Here is a 23,484-nt window from a genome sequence, read left to right as displayed (position 1 = left end):
GTAGAAATCATGGCCGCTGTGTCATCACCTCGATAGGCGATGACACACATGGACGATGAGCTTCAAGCGATAGGTCCGCCGATCACGCCAAACAGCACCACAAGGCCGATCACACCGGCAAATACAATCAGGGCATAAAACTGGGCGCGTCCGGTTTCGAGATATTTGAGACCTTCGCCGCTGCCCAGGGTGAGCAGTCCGGTGAGGTTGACCACGCCATCAACCACTTTGGCGTCCACCTCGAGCACTTCCCGCGCCAGTTTGCGGCTGCCGCGAACGAACAGCTTTTCGTTCAACACATCGAGATACCACTTGTTAGCGAGGAAGGCATTCACCGCCGGGAAGCGGCCGGCCACCAGCTGCCCCAGATCAATCCGACGCAGGGCATAGGCCAGAACAGCCAGGCTGATGCCGGCAACGGAGATGCCCACGGAGGCGCCTGCCAGGGGGAGAAACTCGCCCCAGCTGAACTGTTCGGCCATCTCGAGGGCTTCTTCCGGATTGAGAAGGCCCGCAAAGCGGCTGTTCCATGGGGTGCCCAAGAGGCCAATCAGTACGGAAGGCACCGCCAGCACCGCCAAGGGGGCCGCCATCGGCCAGGCCGACTCGTGCACGCTGCCGCCATGGGCGTGGTGCTCGGAAGGATCCTTGCCAGCGGCGGTCAGCAGCTGGGCCTGCATGGCGGTGTCATTGCCGCGGAACTCCCCTTCAAAGGTGAGGAAGTAGAGCCGGAACATGTAGAAAGCCGTCATCCCCGCCGTCAGGAAGCCCACTACCCAGAGAAGTGGGTAGCTGTTGAAGGCCTGACCAAGAATTTCGTCCTTGCTCCAGAAGCCGGCCAGGGGCGGAATGCCACTGATGGCGATGCAGCCGATGAAGAAGGTGATCGAGGTGACGGGCATCTTCTTGCGCAGGCCGCCCATCAGGCGCATGTCCTGGGCGAGAACGGGCTCGTGGCCCACTACCTCCTCCATGGCGTGGATGACGGAGCCTGATCCCAGAAACAACATCGCCTTGAAGAAGGCATGAGTCACCAGGTGGAAGATGCCGGCGACCGGGGCACCGCAACCCATCGCCAGCATCATGTAGCCGAGCTGGGAGACGGTGCTGTAGGCCAGACCCTTCTTGAGGTCCATCTGGGTGAGGGCGATGGAAGCCCCCAGGAAGCAGGTGATCGTGCCAACGACGGCGATCACGGTTTGAACGATGGGGAACTGGGCGTAGAGGGGATCGAGTCGGGCAACCAGGAACACCCCTGCGGCCACCATCGTTGCGGCGTGAATCAGCGCTGAAATCGGCGTTGGGCCCTCCATGGCATCGGGCAGCCAGACGTGGAGGGGGAACTGGGCCGACTTGGCCATCGGACCCATGAACACCAGCAGGCAGAGCAGCAGCGCTGCCCATGGGGCCACCGTTCCGGCGGCCAGGCCGTTCTGCAGACCATCGGCGATTCCCTGGAAATCGAAGCTTCCCGTGGCCCAGAACAGGCCAAGGATGCCCAGCAGCAGGCCGAAGTCACCAACCCGGTTCACCACAAAAGCCTTCTGAGCGGCGTGGGCGGCACCGTCGCGGTCGTACCAGAAGCCCACCAGCAGGTAGGAGCACATGCCCACCAGTTCCCAGAAGACGTAGATCTCCAGAAGATTGGGGCTGATGATCAGACCCAGCATGGAGCTGCTGAACAGCGCCAGGTACGTGAAAAAGCGCACGTAGCCCTTGTCATGGGCCATGTAGCCGTGGGAATACACCAGCACCAGCAGGGCGATGGTGGTGACCAGCGCCAGCATCACCGCCCCGAGTGGATCCACCACGTAACCCATCGGCAGAACGAAGTTGCCAGCACTGGCCCATACGAACAGATGCTCGACTGGCGGAGCCCCATTGAGCTGGTTGAACAGGATGCTGTAGCTGAGGGCCGCAGCTGCGCCAACGCAGGAGATCAATAGCAGCGCAACGGGTTTGCGCAACCGGTTGATCGTGCGGTTGAAGCTGATCAATCCCAACCCGGTCAGCACTGCGCCGAACAGGGGCAGAACCGGAATGAGCCAGGCGAGTTCCTCGGCCGAGGGCATTCGCAAAAAGGGAGGTTGAAGCGAGTGTAGGCAGCTCAGCCCAGCAGGTTCTGGAGTGCTGAATTGCGCATCAACTCCGCAGCCGTCGCAATGAAGCGATGGGCCCACCAGAACACGCCGACGGCGATGGCGATGCCCAGTTGTGCCGGTCGAACGAATTCCTGCCACTGCAACTGCTGGCGTCCATCCAGCACCGCTGCGAAGGGCACGATCGAGGTGCTGGCCTTGAGCTCGTCAAAGGCTTCGCCGAAGCGGGCCTTCAGGCGCCGGTCCCCATGCCAGACGGCGAAGAGGTGATGGCCGATCAAGCCCACGCAGGTCACCAGCATGAAGCTGCTGCCGATCCAGAGGGCGTGGGTGAGGCACCAGAGGATTTGCCCGATGGCCTGGGGATGGCGGCTGATGCGGATGATCCCCGTGGCGTAAAGACGCACCTGCGGTTTCAGCACCGCTGGGATCTCCAGCAGGTTGTAGGTGGCTGGATAGAGGAAGAGAAAACTGACGGCGGTTCCGATCCATACGAGCGGAATCACCCCAGGCACGCCCTGGAGATTCCACAGCCGCACCCCGTCGTAGCGATGGGCCAGGAACCATCCGATCAACACCACGGCCGAGGGAATGCTGGCTGCCGCGAAGATCAGGCGCCAGGCCCGTGCTCCGATCACGGCCTCAGCCCGGCTGCGCAGGGCAGCACCACCGCTGTGAATCACGGCAAACAGGATCAGCAGCACCAGCATCACGACGCTGCTGTGGTGGGTGGAGGCCATGGCGGCTGCGTTGGAAGGGCGTGATTCTGGCTGTCGGACGCGGCGGTCCTAAATTTCTGGTGTTCCTCCGGGTGTTCCGCGGTGGCCGATCTGCCGTTCACCCTCGACCAGCTGCGGATCCTTCGCGCGATTGTCAGTGAGGGCAGCTTCAAGAAGGCCGCCGACAGTCTTTACGTCACTCAGCCCGCCGTCAGCCTTCAGATCCAGAACCTGGAGAAGCAGCTGGAGGTTTCGCTGTTTGATCGCGGCGGGCGCAAGGCGCAGCTCACTGAGGCTGGCCATCTGCTGCTGAGTTACTGCGACCGGATCCTGAGCCAGTGCCACGAAGCCTGTCGGGCCCTGGATGATCTCCACAACCTCAAAGGTGGATCCCTGATCGTGGGGGCAAGCCAGACCACCGGCACCTACCTGATGCCCCGGATGATCGGCCTGTTCCGCCAGAAATATCCGGACGTGTCCGTGCAGCTCCAGGTCCACAGCACCAGACGCACGGGCTGGAGTGTGGCTAACGGTCAGATCGACCTGGCGATCATCGGTGGTGAATTGCCGGCGGAACTCAATGAACTGCTGCAGGTGGTGCCCTACGCCAGTGATGAGCTGGCGCTGGTGCTGCCGGTGAAGCACCCCTTGGCCCGACTGGCTGAACTCACCAAGGAAGACCTGTATCGCCTGGGCTTTGTCTGTCTCGATGCGCAATCCACCACCCGGAAGATGGTCGACCAGCTTCTGGCGCGCTCCGGCCTGGATGTGCAGCGCCTGCGCATCGACATGGAGCTGAATTCGCTGGAAGCCATCAAGAATGCCGTTCAGGCGGGCCTGGGTGCCGCCTTTGTTCCTGTGGTGTCGATCGAGCGGGAGTTATCGGCGGGAACGATTCACCGGCCCCAGGTGGCTGATCTGCAGGTGAGACGCCAGCTCAAGTTGATCACCCATCCCGCCCGCTACTGCTCACGCGCCTCGGTGGCCTTCCGCAATGACGTTCTGCCCGTCTTTGCCAGCGCTGACAGCCCGATTCGTCAGGCAGCGAAGGTCGTGCCTGAAGCGATCGGGGAGCAACTGGTTCAGAACTGATCGGCCTCGGGTGTCACGCCCACAGCGTCATCTGCCACGCCTCGGGTGAGGAATTTGTTCTCACTGATGTCGGTTTGGTAGACGCAGCGCACCACGGGCTTGTCCCGAACGGAGCCGATGTAGGCAAACGTGTTCATCCGCTGTTTGCACTCACGCTCCTGCTCGGCGGTGATGGCCCCCTCCTTGCGCAGCACCGACCAGTTCTCCCGACGGATCACACAACCCGGTTGCAGGGTTGGCTGGGTCACAAAGCTGCTGGAGGGGTTGAGCGTCGTGTACATCTCGATGTCCATGACGAAGGCGCTCGCCCCCCACTGGCGGCAGAACTCCGGGTCGGGAACGGCCATGTCCAGTTGCTGGGAGCTGGCGATGTTTCCCTGGTCGCCCGTGGTTGTGCTGGTGACAGCGCTGCCGATACCGATCCCCACCACGAGAACTCCTGCCAAGACGGCCACGGTGAGGGTGCTGAATTGAAAGCCGCCCTGGCCGCCTCCACTACCTGGTGGGGGGCCGGGAGGACGGCCGTATCCGCCCCGGGGAGGAGCGTCGTAACGATCCCGCTCACCGCGGTCGTAGCGGCCATCACGCGGTCGGCGGCCGCCGCGGTCGTAGCGCGAGCCGGTCACAACAGTTCTGGGGTGCGGGGCAGGCCCATTGAGAAGTTCTGCACGCGGCCATCCGGGTTGTAGCTGAGTTCTCCAGCCTGGAGCAGTTGCCGGATGAATCCCTCTAGGTCTGTACCAATGCGGCGCAGGGTGTAGTCACTCAGTTCGCCGCCGGCTGCGGCATCCACCAGTTCCTTGAAGCGTCCCTGCACCTTGGCGAGGCTGGCGGCATCCCAGAGAAATTCGTTGTCGGGATCCAGATCCAAGGTCAGTTGGTCATCTGAAGGAACCAGATCCTCCTCTTGAAGTGCTGCTGTGAACAGGCGCACGTGGCGGGTGGTGCACTTGAGAAGGGTGTCAGCCAAGACGCGCCCACGGGAAAGCTGACACGACTTTAAGAAGCGAACGGGGGTCAAGCCCTTTTAAGGTTGGTTTCACTTTCGAGACGGCCGCATGCGCGTCGCTATCGCCGGAGCTGGTCTTGCTGGACTCTCCTGTGCCAAATACCTGGCGGATGCCGGCCACACCCCCATCGTTGTGGAAGCCAGGGATGTTCTCGGCGGCAAGGTGGCGGCCTGGAAAGACGAAGACGGCGACTGGTACGAAACCGGCCTACACATCTTCTTCGGGGCCTACCCGAACATGCTGCAGCTGTTCAAGGAGCTGAACATCGAAGACCGGCTGCAGTGGAAGAGCCATTCGATGATCTTCAACCAACCCGAGGAGCCCGGCACCTACAGCCGCTTTGATTTCCCTGATCTGCCGGCACCGGTGAATGGTGTGGCGGCGATCCTGGGCAACAACGACATGCTCACCTGGCCGGAGAAGATCAGCTTCGGCCTAGGACTGGTCCCCGCCATGCTCCGGGGCCAGGGTTACGTCGAGGAGTGCGACAAGTATTCCTGGACGGAGTGGCTGCGGATCCACAACATCCCAGAGCGGGTGAATGATGAGGTGTTCATCGCCATGAGCAAGGCGCTGAATTTCATCGATCCCGATGAGATCTCCGCCACCGTGGTGCTCACGGCCCTGAACCGCTTCCTGCAGGAGAAGAACGGCTCCCAGATGGCGTTCCTGGATGGCGCACCGCCGGAGCGCCTCTGCCAGCCGGTGGTCGAGCACATCGAATCACTGGGTGGTGAGGTGCATCTCGACAGCCCCCTGCGTGAGATCAAGCTCAATGCCGATGGTTCGGTGGCGGCCTTCCACATCGGTGGCGTGAAGGGCAAGGAAAGCTTCGACCTCACCGCTGATGCCTATGTCAGTGCCTTGCCGGTGGATCCCTTCAAGCTGCTGCTGCCCGAGCCCTGGAAGCAGATGGAAGTGTTTCAGAAGTTGGATGGCCTCCGGGGTGTCCCTGTGATCAACCTGCACCTCTGGTTCGATCGCAAGCTCACCGACATCGACCATCTGTTGTTCAGCCGCTCCCCTCTGCTCAGCGTGTATGCCGACATGAGCATCACCTGCAGGGAGTACGAAGATCCCGACAAGTCGATGCTTGAGCTGGTCTTTGCTCCTGCTAAAGACTGGATCGGCCGCCCCGATGAGGAGATCATCGAGGCCACCATGGGTGAGCTCAAGAAGCTGTTCCCGATGCACTTCAGTGGCGACAACCCCGCCACCCTGCGCAAATACAAGGTCGTGAAGACGCCGTTGTCCGTCTACAAGACGACGCCCGGCTGCCAGGAGCTTCGCCCGGATCAAACCACCCCGATCAAGAACTTCTTCCTCGCGGGCGACTACACGATGCAGCGCTATCTCGCCTCGATGGAGGGTGCTGTTCTCAGCGGCAAGCTCTGCGCCGGTGCGGTGGACCGCAAGACAGGTCAGCTGGCATCATCGACCTCTTCCAGTGAGCCTGTGACGGCCTGAGCCATGCCCCTCGCCTCCCCGGATCTCGACGCAGCCTTTGAGGCCTGCCGTCGGGAGACCGCCGAGTGGGCCAAGACGTTCTATATCGGCACCTTGCTTCTTCCTCCCGAGAAGCGGCGTGCCATCTGGGCGATCTATGTGTGGTGCCGGCGCACGGATGAGTTGATGGACAGCCCGGAGGCTCAGGCGCGTCCGGTGGAGGAGCTTGCAGAGCGGCTCGACCGTTGGGAAGAGAAGACCCGTGCTCTGTTTGATGGTCGGGTGGAGGACGATCTGGATGCGGTGATGGTCGACACCCTGGAGCGCTTCCCCCAGGGCATTCAGCCTTACCTTGACATGATCGAGGGCCAGCGGATGGACCTCACCTGGACCCGCTACCCCCGCTTTGAAGATCTCAATCTCTACTGCTATCGCGTGGCAGGCACCGTTGGCCTGATGACCCAGGGGGTGATGGGCGTTGACCAGGCCTACACCTCAGCTCCCTGGAGTGACTGTCCCGACACCTCCGATGCGGCCGTCGCCCTGGGGATCGCCAACCAACTCACCAACATCCTTCGGGATGTGGGGGAAGACCGTGGCCGTGGCCGTATCTATCTGCCCCAGGAAGATCTCGAGCGGTTCGGTTATTCCGAGGAGGAGCTGATGGCTGGAACCCTCAACAACGCCTGGCGTGCGTTGATGCGCTTCCAGCTGGAGCGGGCTCGCGATTGGTTTGCCCGCTCCGAAGCCGGAGTCCGTTGGCTGTCCGCCGATGCGCGCTGGCCAGTGTGGACGTCGTTGCGGTTGTACCGCGGCATCCTGGATGAAATTGAACGGGTCGATTACGACGTGTTCAATCACCGTGCCTATGTGGCCAAGGTCAACAAGCTGCTTGATCTGCCCCGTTCATTCCTGTTGGCTCAGTCACGCTAAAAACCCCTGCCGGGATGAGCGGCAGGGGTGGAGTTGATCTCCTTTTTCCCTCGATCAGATCAGCGACGGATCAAACAGCCGTCTTCTGGTTGGCCAGCAGATCCTTGAGCTTGGACAGTTCGCCGGCCCAGCGGGGGTCAGGGGCGCCTTCGCTCTTCGCATCGCTGTGGACCACCTTGTTCACAGCCTTGCGGGCCACTTGAGGTTGGCCGGCTGCATTGGGGGCTCCACGACGGTTGCCGCCAGCATTGTTGTCGCGACGCTCGGAGCGCTCGACGCGTAGGGCACTGCCACCGAACTCATTGCCGTTGAGAGCTTCGATCACGGCGTCGGCGAGTTTCGGATCGTCCACGTTGGCGAAGCCGAAACCGCGGCATGCACCGGTTTCGCGGTCGAGAACCGATTTGAACCGAATCCCTTCTCCCACCGACTTGAGCAGAGCCACCAGCTCCTGTTCTTCAAAGGTCTGCGGCAGGTTGCCGATGTACAGGCGGATGCTCATGAAGGAAAGGAAATGCGATCTGTCGGTGTCTGACCGTCATCATTGACACCAGGAAAGTTAATCACAGAGCCTCGCTTTCACGGTTCAAGAAATGTTGGGCCTCCTTCAGTGCCTCGCTTGGGGTCTGGATGCGTTCAAAGGCATGTTCCAGCTTCAGATGATGCAGCAGACGTCCGAGACGGGGACCGGGTTCGATCTCCAGGGCCGTCAGCAGGCCATTGCCGTCGACCGGGGTTCTGGGGTGGAACAGAGGGTCCTCGGCGTTGCGCCATCGACGCAGCCAGATTTCTTTTTCGGGCATGGGTAGTTGCAGGGCCAGGGCGGGGAGATCCCCCTCGAGCTCCTCATGCAATTGCAGTCGATCGCTCTCGGGTAACGCGCCCGGTGCCTGGCCGGTGCGTTGCTGCCAGCTCCGCAGCCGTTTGCAGCGCTGGCGCAGGGCGCGACTGGCGCGGAGTTGGCTGAGACCCTCATCGCTCACCAGGGCCGTCAGCCGCGCCAAGGGCACTGCTGCTGCGGCTTCCTCGCTGGTCAGGCCATCGATGTTGCCGGGCGTGGGAGGTTGCCCTACGGCCGCCCAGGGATGCAGCAACGGCAGGCTTGTGAGGGCTGCCATCGCGGCGTCAGCGTGTTCGCCCCGCACCAGGCGCTGCAGCTCCGCCAGGATTCGCTCCGGTGCCGCTTCCGGAAGCCGTTCGGCGTGGCGCTCAATCCACGCCATGGTCTGGCTGGAGATGGTGAGAGGGATTTCCGCCATCAGCCGCAATCCCCGCAGCAACCGCAGCGGGTCGTCGATGAGGTTGGCTTCCGAGACGGCGGTCAGGCAGCCCTGCTGGAGATCGCTCAGTCCCCCTGTGGGGTCCCACAGCTCTCCCCAGGGCTGGAGAGACACGGCGATGGCATTGAGCCGGTAATCGCGCCGCCAGAGGTCGTCTTCGATGCGGTCTCCGTCCTGTCGGGCGATGTCGACCGTCCAGCCCCCAAGCACCAGCCGAGCAATGCTCCGTTCCGCGTCCAGCACCACACACGTGCCATGGAGCTCCTGGGCCAGGGCCTGGGTCAGAGCGATGGCATCCGATGGGACCACCAGGTCAAGATCCGGCTGTTCCTGGAGACGGTCCAGCAAGCCATCCCGCACGGCGCCACCCACCAGCGCCGTGCCCTCCGGAAGCCGTGCCAGGGGGAGAGGCCACTGGGCTGGAGCCAGTCGCTCTCGCAGCTGGTCAAGTAATGCGTTGCCGGAGCCTTGGGCCATCAGAATGGGGGGAGTGAACGGCCTTGGGAGGCATGTGCATCTGCGTGGATTGCAGCTGGGTCGACCGTTGTCAGGCCTATCACGCAGTTGAGCGTCAGCATGGTGTTCCGCATCTAGCCCAGGCCCCGGATTTTGAGCCAGACGCGCCCCGTATCCACGTGTCGGTGATGGATCTCCCCGATGGCCAGGCCGGGATTGAGTGGGATGTGCGCTCCTGCTCCAGCTTCAAGGCGGATCCAGGCCGGTGGCAGCGTTGCCGTCCTGGACAGGAGCTGCCCCGATGACGGCTCCACCGCTGCTGCTCGCCCTGCACAGCTGTTCCGACTGCTTTGGCATGGCGCTGCTGGATCCTCAGCGGCCTGGGGCAGAGCCTTTGGTGCAGGCTCATCCGGATGGCCGGGGCCTCTCCAACAGCTTGATTTCGCGGGTTCAGGGGCTCCTCCCGCCCGAGCGTTGGCCCAAGTTGCAGGGCCTTGCCGTCGCGACGGGACCCGGCGGCTTCACCGGCACCCGCCTCACGGTGGTGATGGCCCGCACCCTGGCGCAACAGCTGGGTTGCCCCCTGCTGGGGGTGAGCAGCTATGCCCTGATGGCCCCACGCTTGGAGCGGCAACTGCCCCAATCCATGCAGGGGGAACCGTTCTGGATCACCCAGGAGTTGCCGCGCCGGGGGGTGGTGGGCGGTCAGTACCGGATCACGGCCGGGCAGGTTCACGAACTCAGCCTGCCGACCTTGCTGCCTCAGGGGGCATCACCCCAGCCCGCTGTTGAGGTGCAGCTGGATGTGGAAGCGGATGTGGCGCGGCTCCTGCAGCTGTTGCAGCGCAGCCATGCCGCCGGGGCTGCGATGCCCTGGGCTGAGGTGCTGCCGATCTACCCCACCTCACCTGTTGGACAGGTCTGATGGCGTGCGTGCGTACAGGGCTACTGCTGGGAGCTGGTTTGATGGCCTGGCTGTTGGGGCCCGGCCCGCTGTCGCCCTATCGGCGGGCTCTGTTGGATCGCAGCCCCCCCCAGCTGGTGCTGGTGCTCGGGGGAGATGTGGACCGGGAACGAATGGGTGCCCGGTTGGCACGTCAGCTCGATCTACCCCTGCTGGTGAGCGGCGGCAGCAACCGTGAGTACGCCGAATGGATGCTTAGTGAGGAGCGCTTCAATCCCGACCGCGTCACCCTGGATTACCGGGCCCGTGACACCCTCAGCAATTTCACGTCTGTGGTGGATGAGCTGCAGGCGGATGGTGTTCGCCACGTGCTGCTGGTGACCAGCGAAGACCACCTGCCCCGTTCCATGGCGGTGGGCCAGGTGGTGGCCGGCAGCCGCGGAATTCAGCTCACCGGCGTTCCCGTGGCCTGCCGCGAGGACTGCACCCAGGAGGGGCGCCTCAAGCAATGGAGTGATTGGCTTCGTGCGGTGGCGTGGGTGATGACCGGTCGCGACCTCAGGGATGCTGCGGACCCTGATCCAGCAGAGCGTTGATGCGTTCCTGCAGCAGAGCGGTGGTGGCATCCAGATCAGGCCTGCGGCGACTGGCCGGGGCTGGGATGGGCTCGCCGATGCGCAGCTGAATCGGCACCAGGCGCGGCCAGCTGCGCCCGCTGCCCAAGGCGCGGTGGCTGTTGCAGATGGCCACCGGCAGCAGTGGGGCTCCCGTGCGAGCCGCCAGTAGGGCCGCTCCGGGGAGTGGGTTGTTGATCCGGCCGTCGTTCTGTCGGGTGCCGTCGAGAAACACCCCCGTGGCCCAGCCTTCTTCGAGGCGAGCCGTGGCGGTGCGGATCGCTTCGCGATCGCTGGCACCTCGCCGCACGGGATAAGCACCACAGGCCCGGATCAAGCGCCCCAGCAACGGGATGCTGAACAGTTCTGCCTTGGCCATGAAGGCCACGGGGCGTCCCAGGGCATGGCCCAGCAAGGGCGGATCCAGGTGCGAACCATGGTTAGCCACCACCACAAGGGGGCCTTGCATGGGCACTCGGTTGTTCCCGGAGGTCGATCCGCGGAACAGCAAGCGGAAGACCGGGAACACCAGCAGGCTGCTGACCAGCCGGTAGGTGAGGCTCGGCTTGGGGGTGCGGACGAGGCTGGATTGACTCACTGTCCGAGGTCTCCAGCCCCGGAGATCTGGGCGGTGGTGACCCCGCTCATGCTGCGTTTGGCCAGGCCGCTGAGCACGTTGCCCGGACCGATTTCCACCAGGGTGTTCACACCGCTGTCGGTCATCGCCGCCATGGTTTCGCGCCAGCGCACACCGGTGGTCATCTGCTGCTTCAGGCGCTGTTTGAGCTCGTCCGCACTGGTGCTAGCGCTGGCGGCGCTGTTGCTGAGTACTGGAACGCGGGCATCCAGGAAGGGCACGTTGTCCAGCTCGGCGGCGAAGCGTTCAGCCGCCTCCGCCATGAACGGGGAGTGGAAGGCTCCGGAGACGGCCAGGGGGATGGCGCGCTTGCATTTCAGGGCTCCACTCACGCGTTCCACGGCCTCTGGAGAGCCCGAGATCACCACCTGCGCATCGCTGTTGTCATTGGCGATGCTGACGCCGTCCGCGGCGGCCACCAGATCGTCCAGCTGAGCGCGATCGAAGCCGATCACGGCTGTCATGGCGCCGCCCCCGGCGTTCGCCATCAGTTCTGAGCGGGTTTTCATCAGCTGCAGACCGGTCTCCAGCCCAAATACCCCTGCGCTGTACAGAGCAACCAGCTCGCCCAGGCTGTGGCCGGCCACAAGCGCAGGCCCGCGGCCCTGCTGCTGAAGGTTGTCGGCCAGCACCGATTCGATCACAAACAGGGCGGGCTGGGTGTTGCGGGTGTCGTTGAGGTCATCTGGACCATCACCACCGCCGCTTTCCCCTTGGCAGATCGCCAGCAGATCCCGCCCCAGTAGCTCGGAGGCCATGGCGAAACGCTCGCGGCTGCCTTCAATGCTGAGCAGCGCTTCTGCCATACCCACTTTTTGAGAGCCCTGACCGGGAAAGACCCAGGCGATCGCCATTGCTGTGTTCTGCAGACCGTGCCGGAGATTAGGCGGGCCCGCTCCAGCGGAAGAGGGCTGCACCCCAGCTCAATCCCGCTCCGAATCCACTGCTGGCGATGCGGTGGCCGGGTTGGATGCGGCCATCCCGCACGGCTTCATCCAGCATCAGGGGAATGGTGGCCGCCGAGGTGTTGCCGTAGTGGGCCAGGTTGCTGAGCACTTTTTCGGAGGGCACCGAGAAGCGATCCGCCACGGCATCAAGGATGCGCTGGTTGGCTTGATGCAGCAGCAGCCAATCCAGGCAATCTGCGGCGACACCACCCTGTGCAAGCAGCTTCTCGAGAATCGCCGGCACCTCGCGCACCGCGAATTTGTAGACCTCCTGCCCGTTCATCTGGATGGGGCTGAAGCCGCCGCATTGATGGCTGGCATCCCCCACCAGGGGCTGGCGCTGGTTCACCTGGGGCAGCTGGAGCACCTCGCCGCGGCTGCCATCGGAGCGCAACAGGAATCCATGGAGATCGTCCTGGCCGTTCTCTGAGGCCTCCAGCACGACGGCACCGGCCGCGTCACCGAAGAGAATGCAGGAGCGGCGATCGTCCCAGTTCACCCAGCGGCTGAGTTGATCGGCTCCCACCACGAGGATGCGGCGCATCGCCCCGCTGCGCAGATACTGGGCGGCGGTCACAACGGCGAAGAGAAAGCCGCTGCAGGCAGCGGTGAGATCAAAGGCCGCGGCATTGGTGGCGCCGAGGCGCGCCTGCAGCCGTGGAGCTGAACCGAACAGGTCGTCTGGGGTGGAGGTGGCCAACAAGATCAGATCGAGGCTGTCGGCCGACCAACCGGCCATCTCCAAGGTCCGTTCCGCTGCCAACCCGCTCAGTTCCGCCAGGGATTCGTCGCTGTTGACCACCCGTCGCGCGGCAATGCCTGTGCGACTGCGGATCCATTGGTCACTCGTCTCAACCCGCTGGCCCAGCTCTGCGTTGCTGATCGAGCGGCTGGGCGTCGCGCTGCCAGACCCTCGGAACAACACCCCCCTGGTTGTGCTGAGCGGCTCGACCAAGACGGAGGTTGATTGACGTCGCGTCAGTCAATCACAACCCTGTTGCAGCGTTGCGAGATCCTCCATCACCCCATGGCTGGCTGCGGAGTGGGCAATGCGCAGGGCACTGACCACCGAGAGGGCCTTGCTGCTGCCGTGGCCGATCACGGAAATGCCGTTTACGCCCAGAAGCAGGGCACCACCGTGTTCGGCATGGTCGAGCCGCTTCTTGATGCGCTTCAGGTTGCTGCGCAGAAACGCTGATCCCACCTTGCCGCGACGCCCTCGGGGCAGCTCCGCCCGCAGCACCCCCAGCAGAACACTGCCGACGGACTCCAGGAATTTCAGCAGCACATTGCCGGTGAATCCATCGCAGACCACCACATCGAAGTCGCCCGAAAGCACATCCCGGCCTTCGCAGTTGCCGGCGAAGTGGAGCCTGGATTCGTCCCGCAGCAATTCGTGGGTCTTCAAGGAGAGATCGTTCCCCTTGCACTCCTCCTCGCCAATGTTCAGCAGGCCGATGCGTGGCCGTTTCACCTGCAGCACATCCCGGCTGTAGATGTTCCCCAGCAGGGCGAACTGGTGCAAGTAGGTGGGCTTGCAGTCCATGTTGGCGCCCACATCGAGCACCAACACCGGCTTGCCTGGATCCTTGGTGGGGAACAGGGCGCCGATGGCGGGGCGGTCGATGCCCTTCAGCCGTCCCAGCCGAAAAATCGCCGAGGCCATCACCGCCCCGGAATTGCCGGCGGAGTACACCGCCTCGGCCTCGCCTTTCTTAACGAGGTCCATGGCCACATTGATGCTGGCGTCCCGTTTGCGCCGCACCGCCGTGGCTTCGTCATCCATGCCGATGGAGGGCCCACTGGCCACCAGGTCCAGATGTCCTGCCGCACGCGCACTTTCCAAGGCTTCGCGTAGCCCGAGGCTGGTGGCGGCAGCCATCACCCGGTCGATCTCCCCCACGAAGCGGATCTTCAGCGGCAGCCGGTCAATGGCGTCCAGGCATCCCTCCAGGATCGGCCCCGGCGCATGGTCACCGCCCATGCCATCCACGGCCACCCAGAGGCGCTCTGCATCGTCGATCTCATCGGCATCAGTGCCCCCTTGCAGCCAGCGCAGGGGATCAAACCCCAGCGGTTGGAGCACGCTGCTGGCCACCGTGCCTGCTCCGGAGACAACGGTTTCGGCCACGTTGCCGGCCATCGAACCCGCGGCCGTTGCTGAGCTAGCAGCGCCATCAACGATGGTTGTGACGGCGGCATTGCGCCGATACCAAATCACCAGGCGACGGATCGCCCGAGGACGGTATGTTTTATGCCGCGGCTGAGGGGCCGGGGTGGGATCAGGGTCCTTCGGAGGCAACGGAATCGACGATGCGCTGGAACAGGTAGCCGGTGCCCCGAGCTGTGAGGATCAACTCGGGATTGGCAGGATCATCCTCCAATTTGGAGCGCAGACGGGAGATATGAACATCCACCACCCGGGTGTCCACATGGCGCTCCGGGGTGTAGCCCCACACCTCTTTGAGGATTTCGCCGCGGTTGAACGGCTCGCCGGAACGGCTCACCAGCAGTTCCAACAGGCTGAATTCCATCCCCGTTAGGCGGATGCGTTCATCGCCGCGGAACACCTGGCGTTTGTTGGTGTCGATGCGCAGGTCGCTGACCTGGATGACGCCGGAGTTGGGAATGCCCGCCACCTGCTCCTTCTCGACCCGGCGCAGCACGCAGCGGATGCGGGCTTCCAGCTCCTTCGGGCTGAAGGGCTTCACCACATAGTCATCGGCACCGAGTTCAAGCCCGGTGATGCGGTCAGCCACGTCGCCGAGGGCCGTCAGCATCACGATGGGAACGTCGGATTCCTTGCGCAGCTCCTGGCAGACGCCATAGCCGTCCAGCTTTGGCATCATCACGTCCAGCACAACCAGATCGGGCGTGCAGGTGGGGAACAATTCCAGGGCTTCGGTGCCGTCGCAGGCGGTTACGACGTTGTATCCGATCATGGATAGACGGGTTTCCAGGATCCGTCGGATTGATGCCTCGTCGTCGACCACGAGGATCGTTTCCTTGGTGGGAGCCGTGGCCGTCATGGGCACCGAGGCGTTAGTCACTTCTCGCCACAAATAAAAGGGCAGCCCCCCGGTCTGTTCATTCAACGGCAACTTTCTTCACAGTTCGCAGTGCCCAAATCCACCGCTGTTTTCATCTGTCAGGTCTGTGGAGCCCGTGCCCGACAGTTTTTCGGCCGTTGCCCGGAGTGCGGCAGCTGGAATTCGCTGGTGGAGCAATCCCAGCCCGCCGACGATGGCCGTCGCCGCCGCAGTGCTCCGGATCCGGAGCAGGCCGCTGCCCCGCGACGCTCCACGGCCATGGCCTCGCTGGAGGATCAGCCGCTGCAGCGGCTGGCGACAGGGTCGGCGGAATTTGACCGCGTTCTGGGTGGGGGCCTGGTTCCCGGTTCGCTGGTGCTGGTGGGAGGTGATCCGGGCATCGGCAAGAGCACATTGCTGCTGCAGAGCGCCTCGGCCATGGCGGCCGGTGCGTCCGTGCTCTATGTGAGTGCTGAGGAATCAGCTCAGCAGGTGAAGCTGCGCTGGCAGCGGCTTGCCGGGGGGGCATCGGAGCTGCAGTTGCTGGCCGAAACCGATCTGGAACTGGTGCTGGAGGAGCTGGAGGCCCTTCGCCCCGCTGTGGCGATCATCGACAGCATTCAGGCGTTGCATGACGCCAACCTCACCAGTGCGCCGGGGTCCGTCGGTCAGGTGCGTGAATGTGCGGCTGCCCTGCAACGGCTGGCGAAACGCCAGAACATCTCGTTGTTGTTGGTGGGCCACGTCACCAAAGAAGGCATGTTGGCCGGCCCGAAGGTGTTGGAACACCTCGTGGATGCGGTGCTCACCTTCGAGGGAGACCGCTTCGCCAGTCATCGCCTGCTGCGGGCCGTCAAGAACCGCTTCGGTGCCACCCATGAATTGGGTTTGTTTGAGATGCAAAGCGGTGGCCTGGCCGAGGTGGGCAACCCCAGTGAGCTGTTCCTCAGCGATGCCCGCGCCTCCGGTGTCGCCACGATCGTGGCCTGTGAGGGCACGCGCTCGTTGGTGGTGGATCTGCAGGCCTTGGTGAATGTCACCAGCTATGCCAGTCCGCGACGCACGGCGACAGGGATCGGCACCAACCGTCTGCACCAGATCCTCGCGGTGCTGGAGAAGCACATGGGACTGCCGCTCTCCCGATTCGATTGCTATCTGGCCGTTGCCGGTGGCCTGGAGGTGGAGGAGCCGGCGGCGGATCTGGGGGTCGCTGCAGCGGTGGTGGCCAGTTTCAGAGATCTCACCCTGCCTGCGGGCATGGTGTTGATCGGCGAGCTTGGTTTGGGGGGGCAGTTGCGCCCTGTGGGTCAGCTGGAGCTTCGGCTCCAGGAAGCGGCCCGGCTCGGGTTTCAGCGGGCCGTTGTCCCCCGGGGCAGTGGCCTGGGCGATCTGGCTTCTGGTTTGGATCTCGCTCTTCTTGAGGCCGACAGCGTCACCGAGGCCCTGGTGCTGGCGCTCGGTGATGCCGTGCAGCCCGACCAGGACTGATTCAGAAGTAGACGTCGACGTTGCTGCGGCCCGTGGACTTCAGCCAGTTCTCGATATCCAGATAACCGCCGGGATTGAGGCGCACGGCCTGGGTCCAGACGTCAGCGGCCTGGTCGAACCAGCGATCCGCTGCGTCCTGCTCACCGCCTTCCTCGGCGATGCGGCCCCACTTCTCGTAAATCAGCCCCATGTTCTTCAGGCAGGAGGGCTGGTTCTGGTTTTCCTCGAGCGCCTTGCGGTAGGTCTCGATCGCCCGCTCCTCCTCGCCGTTGGACATGTAGATGATGGCCATGTTCTTGAGGGTTTCGCTCCGGTCGGTGGAGTTCTCCTCGAGCTTCAGGGCCTCCTCGTAGTTCTCCAGCGCTTCGGCGTAGTCGCCATCGTTCTGGGCGGAGAGGCCATCCCGGTAATAGACGTAGGCCTCCTTGGAGCGGGCGTTGATCGGCAACAGCTTGACGATCAGGTCCGCCATCACCGTGAAGCTCTTGTCAATGAAGTTGTCGTTGCGGTTGCTGCGGGGCACGGCGCTCCGGCGGACGGACCCCCATCCTGACGGGACCGGAGCCCGACCTAGCCTGCTCGTAAAGATCCCTGTTGCGTAAACACCTGTGAGCCCTTCGGTTCAGACCGTCGTCCTGGATGTGGAAGGGATGAAATGCGGCGGTTGCGTCCGCGCTGTGGAAACCACGCTGCTGGATCAGCCCGGTGTTCAGCGCGCCGATGTGAATCTGGTCAGCCGCTCGGCTTGGCTCGATCTCACTGCCGGTGAGAGTGATGTGGATGGTGTCTTGAAAGCCCTGGCAGACAGAGGCTTTCCGGCCAAGGAGCGTTCCCTGGATGCCCCGATCGGAGCGGTGGCTGCCGGGCAGGCGCTGCCGGGCTGGTGGCAGCAATGGCGACAGCTGATGGTGGCCCTGGTGCTGCTGTTGCTGTCGGTGCTGGGGCACCTCAGCGAGGCCGGTCACCTGTCGCTTCCCTTGATCGGCAGCCTGCCTTTTCACGCCACGCTTGCAACGGTGGCTCTGCTGGGGCCGGGCCGTTCGATCCTGGTGGGTGGTGTTGCGGCCGCTCGCGCAGGGGCCCCCAGCATGGATTCCCTCGTGGGCCTGGGGGTGAGCAGTGCCTATGTGGCCAGCCTGGTGGCCTTGGTTTGGCCCCAGGTGGGTTGGCCCTGCTTTTTCAATGAACCGGTGATGTTGCTGGGGTTCGTCCTGCTGGGACGTTTCCTGGAGGAACGGGCCCGTTTCCGGACCGGCCAGGCCCTTCAGCAGCTGGCTGAGCTCCAGCCGGACACGGCGCGCCTGCTGTTGCGCGACGGGGCGATTCGTGAGGTGCGCGTTGGCGCTCTCAGGCCCGGTGAAACCGTGCAGCTGCTGGCCGGTGACCGCATTCCGGTGGATGGGGTGGTGCTTGAGGGGGCCTCGGCCGTTGATGTGTCCAGCCTCACCGGTGAGCCCCTGCCGCTGCAGGCGGAGCCCGGCACGGAGTTGCCCTCCGGCAGCCTCAATCTGGAGTCAACGCTGGTGCTGAAGGTCACCCGTGTCGGTGCCGAAACCGCCCTGGCCCGGATCATTCGTCTGGTGGAGCAGGCCCAGGCCCGTCGGGCTCCCATCCAGGGCCTGGCCGATCGTGTGGCAGGCCGTTTCTGTTACGGCGTGATCGGCCTGGCCCTCGCCACGTTTCTGTTCTGGTGGTTGTTCGGGGCCCAGCACTGGCCTGAGGTTCTGCAGGTGTCTGCACCTGGGATGCCCATGACCCATGCGATGTCCGATGGGATGGACCATGGCCATGGGATGCATCACGGCGGCTTGGGCAGTGGAGCTAGCACTCCGATGGGTCTGGCCCTGCAACTGTCAATTGCCGTGCTGGTGGTCGCCTGCCCCTGTGCCCTCGGTCTGGCGACTCCCACTGTGATCACGGTGGCCACCGGCTTGGCGGCACGGCGCGGTTGGCTGTTCCGCGGTGGTGATGTGATTGAAACCGCCGCCGGTTTGGAGCATGTGGTCTTCGACAAGACCGGCACCCTCACCTTGGGTCGCCCTCTGGTGACCGATGTGTATGGGGATGACCCGGATCATTTGTTGCAGCTCGCGGCCAGCCTGGAGCAAAGCAGCCGACACCCCTTGGCCTACGCCCTACTGCAGGAGGCCCAGCGCCGGGAGCTCGCGCTATTGGACTGCGAGGACGTTCGCACTGTCTCTGGCGAGGGCCTGGAGGGTCACGTGGACGGTGTATCGGCTCGGGTGCGTGTTGGCAAGCCCGACTGGTTGGAAGGGCAGGGTGTTGCCATCGCCCCCGCCGCCCAGGACTGGCTCTCTAGCGCTGAAGGCTCGGTGGTGGCTGTTGCTGTGGGAGCTGTCCTGGTGGGCCTGGTGCAGATCGAGGATCAGCTGCGCCCGGATGTTGCCCCGGCGTTGCAACGCCTGCGCTCTCACGGTCTGGCGCTTTCGGTGTTCAGTGGTGATCGGCAGGCGGCTGTGCAGCGCCTTGGTCAGCAGCTGGGCTTTGCCGCCAAGGATCTGGGCTGGCAGATGCTGCCGGAGCAGAAGCTGCAGCGCCTCGAGCAGCTGCGTCAGGCGGAGCGGGTGGCCATGGTGGGCGACGGCGTCAACGATGCGCCGGCCCTGGCCGCGGCTGATCTTGGGATTGCCATTGGCACTGGAACCCAGATCGCGCAGGACTCCGCTGGCCTGGTGTTGCTCGGCGATCGGCTCGACAATCTGCCCGAAGCCCTCAGCCTGGCCCGCCGCACCCTGGTGAAGGTGAGGCAGAACCTGTTCTGGGCCTTCGGTTACAACCTGATTGTTCTTCCGGTGGCCGCCGGTGCTTTGCTCCCCAGCCATGGGGTGCTGCTGTCGCCCCCGTTGGCGGCGCTGTTGATGGCCCTGAGTTCGATCACGGTGGTGCTCAATGCCCTGGCCCTTCGCTTGCCATGAACGGTCGTTTCATTGTTTTGGAGGGCATCGATGGCTGCGGCAAGACCACGCAGATCCAGCATCTGGTCGAGTGGTTGCCGAGCAGCGGTCTGATGCCGAAGGGTGCTGCTGTGGTCTGCACCCGTGAGCCCGGAGGCACTCCTCTGGGGCGCTCGATCCGTGAACTCCTGCTGCACACGGCGGACCAGGAGGCACCAGCTCCCACCGCTGAACTGTTGCTGTATGCCGCTGATCGAGCTCAGCATGTTGAAACACTGATCCGTCCTGCGCTGGAGCGTGGTGATTGGGTGATCAGCGATCGTTTCTCGGGATCGACCCTTGCCTATCAAGGCTATGGCCGTGGGTTGGATCAGGACTTGATTCAGCGGCTCGAACAGATCGCCACCACGGGGCTGCAGCCCGATCTCACGCTTTGGCTGCGCCTTTCCGTTCAAGAGAGCCTGCGGCGCCGTCTCGGGGACAAAGAGGACCGCATCGAAGCCGAGGGAGCTGCATTCCTGGAGCGGGTTGCACAGGGTTTTGCCGAGTTGGCCCAGCAGCGCTCCTGGTGCGCCGTCGCTGCAGATCAGTCAGCCAGCGCCGTTCGTGCTGCTCTGGAACGTCAGCTTCAGGAGCATCTGGCTTGAGCGCGTTGTTTGGCGATCTGATCGGCCAGCCCCTCGCCGTTGATCTGCTTTCGGCGGCCCTGGCCCAGGGCCGTGTGGCCCCGGCCTATCTCTTTGCCGGCCCTGAAGGGGTGGGGCGTCAGTTGGCGGCGGTGCGTTTTCTGGAGGGACTGCTGGCCGATGGTCAGCCCTCGGCCCGGGAACGCCGACGCCTGCTGGAATGCAATCACCCCGACCTGCTCTGGGTGGAACCCACCTATCAGCATCAGGGCCGTTTGCTGACCCGCGCCGAAGCCGAGGAGGCGGGGCTCAGCCGCCGCACGCCGCCCCAGTTGCGCTTGGAGCAGATCCGCGACATCGGACGCTGTCTGGCACGGCAGCCGGTGGAGGCGAAGCGCGGGATGGTTGTGATTGAGGCTGCTGAGGCGATGTCGGAAGCTGCGGCCAATGCCCTGTTGAAAACGCTGGAGGAACCCGGCCATGGGCTGCTGATTCTGTTGACCTCAGCCCCCGAGCGGTTGCTCAGCACAATTCGCTCCCGCTGTCAGTTGATCCGTTTCCTTCGGCTCAACCCCGAGGCCATGGCTCAGGTGCTCGAGCGCACCGGTGCCACAGCTCAGGATGCCCCGGAACTTCTGGCCTTGGCTGCCGGGTCTCCAGGCGCCCTGATCGACCATCGGCGCAGCCTGGCTGGTCTGCCTGAGGAGTTGGTTCAGCGCCTTGATTCGCTTCCCGCCACTCCCATGGAGGCACTTGCGTTGGCACGCGATCTCTGCGAAGCCCTCGATGGCGAGCAGCAGCTGTGGTTGATTGGCTGGTGGCAACACCGGCTTTGGCGCTCCGGCAGTTCTGCCTCAAGCCTCAAGCGCTTGGACACACTGCGCGGGCAGCTGCTTTCTTTCGTTCAGCCGCGATTGGCCTGGGAGGTGGCGCTGCTCGATCTCACTGCATCCGTCTCCTAGGTTCACGAAGGCGATCAAGCCGAGGCTCGATCACCTTGCTGCTTGCGCTCTTCGCGTGCCATGGCCACCACGTCCTCCAGGCCATCCATCTGAGCGCTGGTGGGCAGTTCCAGGCAGTAGCCGGCTCCGTACACCGTTTTGATGAAGCGTGGCTTGCGCGGATCGGGCTCCAGCTTGGTGCGCAGGTGTCTGACGTGTACGCGAATGGTTTCGATGTCGTCATCGGGCTCGTAGCCCCACACCTCCTTGAGGATCAACGAGGGGGCCACGGTCTGACCGTGCCGCTGCAGCAGGCAATGAAGCAGTTCGAACTCCAGGTGCGTGAGCCGCACGGGTTGATCAAACCAGATGGCTTCAAAGCGCTCGGGCACCAGCGTGAGAGGCCCGTAGCTGAGGATCTCGTTGTGGTTGCTGGTTCCAACAGGAGCTCGGTCACTGCGACGCAGCAGGGCTTTGACCCTCACCTGAAGTTCCTCCAGATCGAAGGGTTTGGTCAGGTAATCGTCGGCTCCGGAATTGAAACCGCTCACCTTGTCTTTGGTGCCGCCGAGAGCCGTGAGCATCAGGATCGGAATCCCAGCGGTGCGGTCGTCGCGCCGTAGGCGCTGACACAGGGTGAGGCCATCCACTTTGGGCAGCATCAGATCCAGCAGGATCAGATCCGGGGTGTATTGCAGTGCGAGGGCCTGACCTTTGATGCCATCGTCGGCGCGCTGCACATCGAAGCCGCTGTGCTCCAAATGGCCGCTAACCAGGTCGCGCATGTCCTGGTCATCTTCGATTAGCAGGATGCAGGGCTTCATCGGTTTGGCGGCAATTCGGCTGGAGAAATAACGAGCGCTTGTCTGTAGGGATTAACGCTGAACGGATTCTCTCAAGCTTTTCAACTGTCTGCAGATTTTCAACAAAGAGCTCGCCAGGGGCATTGTTTCGGCAAATCGCATGCAGGCACAGCGATCTGGGGGTTTTTTTGCTTGTCTTTCGCCGGTGGCTGTTTAGGAAGTCTTCCGCTTCGGGCAATCACCCGTCACGAAATTCCTCTGTTCGTCAATAAAAAAGCCACAGCGTGAACTGTGGCTTTAAAGCTCCCCGGGCGGGATTCGAACCTGCGACCAATCGATTAACAGTCGACCGCTCTACCGCTGAGCTACCGAGGAATGAGACCCGAAGAACTTACCCCTCGAATGTGCCCCCCTGCAAGCGCCGTTGCAGTTCCGTTCCCCGGGTCCATGGTCCAATCCGACCGTCTTGCATGCGAGCGGCACCATCGGCGAAGGCCAATTCCCCAAGCCTGTGGGTGATCCACAGCGCTGTGATTGGCTTCACGGGGTCTTTGCAAAGCCGTTGCACGGTGGTCAGCACGGTTGCTTGGCTGCTGGGATCGAGCAGGGCGGTCGGTTCATCGAGCAGCAGAAGCCCGGCGTCACTAGCCAGGGCTCCTGCAATGGCCAGGCGTTGTTTCTGGCCGCCGCTGAGGCTGTGAATCGGCCGCTTCTCCAGTTGGGCGAGGCCAAGCTGGCTCAGCAGGCCGCGCACGGTGCTTAGGCGGTGCTGCTGGGGCCCTTCAGGGTCCATGCCCAACATCAGATCGCTGCCGCAACTGGGGAGCAGCAGCTGATGGTCTGGGTTCTGAAACACCAGGGCCGTTTTGCTGCGGCAGACGATGCGTCCGCTCTGGGGTTCGAGCAGTCCTGAAATCAGGCGGAACAGGGTGCTTTTGCCGCTGCCGTTGCTGCCCACCAGCATCCAGAGGCCTGGGCCAGGAATGACCAGGTTGCAACGGTTGAGGGCCTGCTGGCCGTTCGGCCAGCGGTGGCTGACGGCCTCAACGCTCAGTTCGGCGGTTGAGGTGTCAGGAGTCAAAGGAAAAGCCGGGACGCTTGCTGCCACCCGCTGCCGAAGCTTTCTCATAAAGCTGAACGGCGAGAACCTCACTGACCAGCAGCGTTACTTTCTTGCCTTCCACTTTCTCGCAGGTGAGCTCCAGCAGCCGCGGTTGGCCATTCTCGAGGGCCTGGCGGATCTGCTGATACAGCGCATCGGCATCTGCATGCTCCTTGCGCTGAACAGACACCGGGACAGGACTCATGCGCAGGGCCAGTTCGATGACGTACACAGCGTTGGAAAGAAGCGATGCGTCATCTTCGCGGAGGGACCGGCATCCCGTCGGTCCAAAAATGCGCATTTCTACTCATCCCCTTGAAAAGGGTGCGGGGAGCCGCCCCATTTCGGTGATCACCCCCTAGGCTCGGCCGTGTAACGGATCATGAAGCACCTCTCATGACGATCGCTGTAGGACGCGCGCCACAGCGGGGATGGTTTGACGT

Annotated in this window: 25 protein-coding genes and 1 tRNA gene; 10 read left to right on the top strand and 16 right to left on the bottom strand. The window is 63.6% G+C overall.

All coding sequences use genetic code 11. The annotated features are described in order from the left end of the window. Nucleotides 1-62 precede the first annotated feature (62 nt). A complete protein-coding gene (locus DXY33_RS00140; RefSeq protein WP_115131239.1) occupies nt 63-2,072 on the bottom strand; it encodes an NAD(P)H-quinone oxidoreductase subunit 5 in 2,010 nt (669 codons plus the stop codon). Nucleotides 2,073-2,107: 35 nt separating this feature from the next. Further along, nucleotides 2,108-2,839 carry an NnrU family protein gene (locus DXY33_RS00135; protein WP_115131238.1) on the bottom strand — a complete coding sequence of 244 codons (732 nt, stop codon included), beginning with the start codon at nt 2,837-2,839 and terminating at the stop codon, nt 2,108-2,110. 81 nt (nt 2,840-2,920) lie between these two features. Between DXY33_RS00135 and DXY33_RS00130 the strand changes: the two genes are divergently transcribed. Beyond that, on the top strand, nt 2,921-3,910 hold the full coding sequence (locus DXY33_RS00130; RefSeq protein WP_114987555.1) for a LysR family transcriptional regulator: 990 nt from the start codon (nt 2,921-2,923) through the stop codon (nt 3,908-3,910). On the opposite strand, the gene DXY33_RS00125 is transcribed toward DXY33_RS00130, so the two are convergent. Continuing rightward, a complete protein-coding gene (locus tag DXY33_RS00125; protein WP_115131237.1) occupies nt 3,901-4,536 on the bottom strand; it encodes a DUF3172 domain-containing protein in 636 nt (211 codons plus the stop codon). The two genes, DXY33_RS00130 and DXY33_RS00125, sit on opposite strands and share 10 nt — an antisense overlap. Further along, on the bottom strand, nt 4,533-4,880 hold the full coding sequence (locus DXY33_RS00120; protein ID WP_025362552.1) for an NAD(P)H-quinone oxidoreductase subunit M: 348 nt from the start codon (nt 4,878-4,880) through the stop codon (nt 4,533-4,535). The genes DXY33_RS00125 and DXY33_RS00120 overlap by 4 nt, the downstream gene beginning before the upstream one ends. Before the next feature lie 88 nt (nt 4,881-4,968). Between DXY33_RS00120 and pds the strand changes: the two genes are divergently transcribed. Next, complete coding sequence (gene pds / locus DXY33_RS00115; protein ID WP_115131236.1) at nt 4,969-6,387, top strand: 15-cis-phytoene desaturase; 1,419 nt, start codon at nt 4,969-4,971, stop codon at nt 6,385-6,387. Between the two features lie 3 nt (nt 6,388-6,390). Beyond that, nucleotides 6,391-7,299 carry a phytoene synthase gene (locus tag DXY33_RS00110; protein WP_115131235.1) on the top strand — a complete coding sequence of 303 codons (909 nt, stop codon included), beginning with the start codon at nt 6,391-6,393 and terminating at the stop codon, nt 7,297-7,299. Nucleotides 7,300-7,369: 70 nt separating this feature from the next. On the opposite strand, the gene DXY33_RS00105 is transcribed toward DXY33_RS00110, so the two are convergent. Together DXY33_RS00105 and DXY33_RS00100 are read right to left on the bottom strand one after the other, a co-directional pair. Further along, nucleotides 7,370-7,801 carry an RNA-binding protein gene (locus DXY33_RS00105; protein WP_115131234.1) on the bottom strand — a complete coding sequence of 144 codons (432 nt, stop codon included), beginning with the start codon at nt 7,799-7,801 and terminating at the stop codon, nt 7,370-7,372. 61 nt (nt 7,802-7,862) lie between these two features. Next, nucleotides 7,863-9,056 (bottom strand): CCA tRNA nucleotidyltransferase, encoded by a 1,194-nt coding sequence (locus DXY33_RS00100; protein WP_115131233.1) that lies wholly within the window; start codon nt 9,054-9,056, stop codon nt 7,863-7,865. A 32-nt stretch (nt 9,057-9,088) separates the two neighbouring features. On the opposite strand from DXY33_RS00100, the gene DXY33_RS00095 reads away from it, so the two are divergent. From DXY33_RS00095 to DXY33_RS00085, 3 genes are read left to right on the top strand one after another with little or no spacing between them, the layout of a single operon-like run. After that, a complete protein-coding gene (locus DXY33_RS00095) occupies nt 9,089-9,340 on the top strand; it encodes a Ycf34 family protein (RefSeq protein ID WP_115131232.1) in 252 nt (83 codons plus the stop codon). Beyond that, entirely contained in the window at nt 9,337-9,960 is a 624-nt protein-coding gene (gene tsaB / locus DXY33_RS00090; protein WP_115131231.1) for a tRNA (adenosine(37)-N6)-threonylcarbamoyltransferase complex dimerization subunit type 1 TsaB, read from the top strand. Before DXY33_RS00095 ends, tsaB begins: the two co-directional genes overlap by 4 nt. Beyond that, nucleotides 9,960-10,535 carry a YdcF family protein gene (locus DXY33_RS00085; RefSeq protein WP_115131230.1) on the top strand — a complete coding sequence of 192 codons (576 nt, stop codon included), beginning with the start codon at nt 9,960-9,962 and terminating at the stop codon, nt 10,533-10,535. The genes tsaB and DXY33_RS00085 overlap by 1 nt, the downstream gene beginning before the upstream one ends. On the opposite strand, the gene DXY33_RS00080 is transcribed toward DXY33_RS00085, so the two are convergent. From DXY33_RS00080 to rpaB, 5 genes are read right to left on the bottom strand one after another with little or no spacing between them, the layout of a single operon-like run. Further along, a complete protein-coding gene (locus DXY33_RS00080) occupies nt 10,498-11,151 on the bottom strand; it encodes a 1-acyl-sn-glycerol-3-phosphate acyltransferase (protein WP_115131229.1) in 654 nt (217 codons plus the stop codon). The two genes, DXY33_RS00085 and DXY33_RS00080, sit on opposite strands and share 38 nt — an antisense overlap. After that, complete coding sequence (gene fabD / locus DXY33_RS00075) at nt 11,148-12,044, bottom strand: ACP S-malonyltransferase (protein WP_115131228.1); 897 nt, start codon at nt 12,042-12,044, stop codon at nt 11,148-11,150. The genes DXY33_RS00080 and fabD overlap by 4 nt, the downstream gene beginning before the upstream one ends. A gap of 28 nt (nt 12,045-12,072) precedes the next feature. Beyond that, complete coding sequence (locus DXY33_RS00070; protein ID WP_244275829.1) at nt 12,073-13,062, bottom strand: beta-ketoacyl-ACP synthase III; 990 nt, start codon at nt 13,060-13,062, stop codon at nt 12,073-12,075. A 57-nt stretch (nt 13,063-13,119) separates the two neighbouring features. Next, on the bottom strand, nt 13,120-14,439 hold the full coding sequence (gene plsX / locus DXY33_RS00065) for a phosphate acyltransferase PlsX (protein WP_115131226.1): 1,320 nt from the start codon (nt 14,437-14,439) through the stop codon (nt 13,120-13,122). Then, on the bottom strand, nt 14,420-15,166 hold the full coding sequence (gene rpaB / locus DXY33_RS00060; RefSeq protein WP_025362545.1) for a response regulator transcription factor RpaB: 747 nt from the start codon (nt 15,164-15,166) through the stop codon (nt 14,420-14,422). The genes plsX and rpaB overlap by 20 nt, the downstream gene beginning before the upstream one ends. Nucleotides 15,167-15,256: 90 nt before the next feature. Between rpaB and radA the strand changes: the two genes are divergently transcribed. Further along, nucleotides 15,257-16,654, top strand: coding sequence for a DNA repair protein RadA (gene radA / locus DXY33_RS00055; RefSeq protein ID WP_115131225.1), 1,398 nt, complete (start codon nt 15,257-15,259; stop codon nt 16,652-16,654). A 1-nt stretch (nt 16,655) separates the two neighbouring features. On the opposite strand, the gene DXY33_RS00050 is transcribed toward radA, so the two are convergent. Beyond that, nucleotides 16,656-17,177 (bottom strand): photosystem I assembly protein Ycf3, encoded by a 522-nt coding sequence (locus tag DXY33_RS00050; protein WP_114987530.1) that lies wholly within the window; start codon nt 17,175-17,177, stop codon nt 16,656-16,658. Between the two features lie 85 nt (nt 17,178-17,262). Here DXY33_RS00050 and DXY33_RS00045 point away from each other — a divergent pair, with 85 nt between their 5' ends. From DXY33_RS00045 to DXY33_RS00035, 3 genes are read left to right on the top strand one after another with little or no spacing between them, the layout of a single operon-like run. Then, nucleotides 17,263-19,590: a cation-translocating P-type ATPase gene (locus DXY33_RS00045; protein WP_115131224.1), complete on the top strand. Its 2,328-nt coding sequence runs from the start codon at nt 17,263-17,265 to the stop codon at nt 19,588-19,590. Continuing rightward, nucleotides 19,587-20,216 carry a dTMP kinase gene (tmk, locus tag DXY33_RS00040; RefSeq protein ID WP_115131223.1) on the top strand — a complete coding sequence of 210 codons (630 nt, stop codon included), beginning with the start codon at nt 19,587-19,589 and terminating at the stop codon, nt 20,214-20,216. Before DXY33_RS00045 ends, tmk begins: the two co-directional genes overlap by 4 nt. Next, a complete protein-coding gene (locus tag DXY33_RS00035) occupies nt 20,213-21,157 on the top strand; it encodes a DNA polymerase III subunit delta' (protein ID WP_115131222.1) in 945 nt (314 codons plus the stop codon). Before tmk ends, DXY33_RS00035 begins: the two co-directional genes overlap by 4 nt. A 14-nt stretch (nt 21,158-21,171) precedes the next feature. Here the strand turns inward: DXY33_RS00035 and DXY33_RS00030 are convergent, their stop codons facing one another. From DXY33_RS00030 to DXY33_RS00015, 4 genes are all read right to left on the bottom strand, one after another. Further along, nucleotides 21,172-21,960 (bottom strand): response regulator transcription factor, encoded by a 789-nt coding sequence (locus tag DXY33_RS00030; protein WP_115131221.1) that lies wholly within the window; start codon nt 21,958-21,960, stop codon nt 21,172-21,174. Between the two features lie 282 nt (nt 21,961-22,242). Next, nucleotides 22,243-22,314, bottom strand: a tRNA-Asn gene (locus DXY33_RS00025). A 16-nt stretch (nt 22,315-22,330) separates the two neighbouring features. Beyond that, the gene (locus DXY33_RS00020; protein ID WP_115131220.1) at nt 22,331-23,020 is read right to left on the bottom strand and encodes an ABC transporter ATP-binding protein; all 690 of its coding nucleotides are present in this window, start codon (nt 23,018-23,020) and stop codon (nt 22,331-22,333) included. Next, nucleotides 23,010-23,273: a hypothetical protein gene (locus tag DXY33_RS00015; protein ID WP_114987520.1), complete on the bottom strand. Its 264-nt coding sequence runs from the start codon at nt 23,271-23,273 to the stop codon at nt 23,010-23,012. Before DXY33_RS00015 ends, DXY33_RS00020 begins: the two co-directional genes overlap by 11 nt. Between the last annotated feature and the right edge of the window lie 211 nt (nt 23,274-23,484).

This window comes from Synechococcus sp. N26, from assembly GCF_900473975.1.
Taxonomy (GTDB): domain Bacteria; phylum Cyanobacteriota; class Cyanobacteriia; order PCC-6307; family Cyanobiaceae; genus Parasynechococcus.
The sequence above is the reverse complement of the archived record's forward strand: the minus strand, read 5'-3'. Positions and strand labels throughout refer to the sequence as shown.

Coding starts and splice junctions, on each gene's coding strand:
- tsaB (WP_115131231.1), top strand. CDS start 9,337: ATGACGGCTCCACCGCTGCTGCTCGCCCTGCACAGCTGTTCCGACTGC.
- tmk (WP_115131223.1), top strand. CDS start 19,587: ATGAACGGTCGTTTCATTGTTTTGGAGGGCATCGATGGCTGCGGCAAG.
- DXY33_RS00085 (WP_115131230.1), top strand. CDS start 9,960: ATGGCGTGCGTGCGTACAGGGCTACTGCTGGGAGCTGGTTTGATGGCC.
- DXY33_RS00135 (WP_115131238.1), bottom strand. CDS start 2,839: ATGGCCTCCACCCACCACAGCAGCGTCGTGATGCTGGTGCTGCTGATC.
- DXY33_RS00105 (WP_115131234.1), bottom strand. CDS start 7,801: ATGAGCATCCGCCTGTACATCGGCAACCTGCCGCAGACCTTTGAAGAA.
- pds (WP_115131236.1), top strand. CDS start 4,969: ATGCGCGTCGCTATCGCCGGAGCTGGTCTTGCTGGACTCTCCTGTGCC.
- DXY33_RS00030 (WP_115131221.1), bottom strand. CDS start 21,960: ATGAAGCCCTGCATCCTGCTAATCGAAGATGACCAGGACATGCGCGAC.
- DXY33_RS00110 (WP_115131235.1), top strand. CDS start 6,391: ATGCCCCTCGCCTCCCCGGATCTCGACGCAGCCTTTGAGGCCTGCCGT.
- DXY33_RS00140 (WP_115131239.1), bottom strand. CDS start 2,072: ATGCCCTCGGCCGAGGAACTCGCCTGGCTCATTCCGGTTCTGCCCCTG.
- DXY33_RS00095 (WP_115131232.1), top strand. CDS start 9,089: ATGTGCATCTGCGTGGATTGCAGCTGGGTCGACCGTTGTCAGGCCTAT.
- DXY33_RS00100 (WP_115131233.1), bottom strand. CDS start 9,056: ATGGCCCAAGGCTCCGGCAACGCATTACTTGACCAGCTGCGAGAGCGA.
- rpaB (WP_025362545.1), bottom strand. CDS start 15,166: ATGACGGCCACGGCTCCCACCAAGGAAACGATCCTCGTGGTCGACGAC.
- fabD (WP_115131228.1), bottom strand. CDS start 12,044: ATGGCGATCGCCTGGGTCTTTCCCGGTCAGGGCTCTCAAAAAGTGGGT.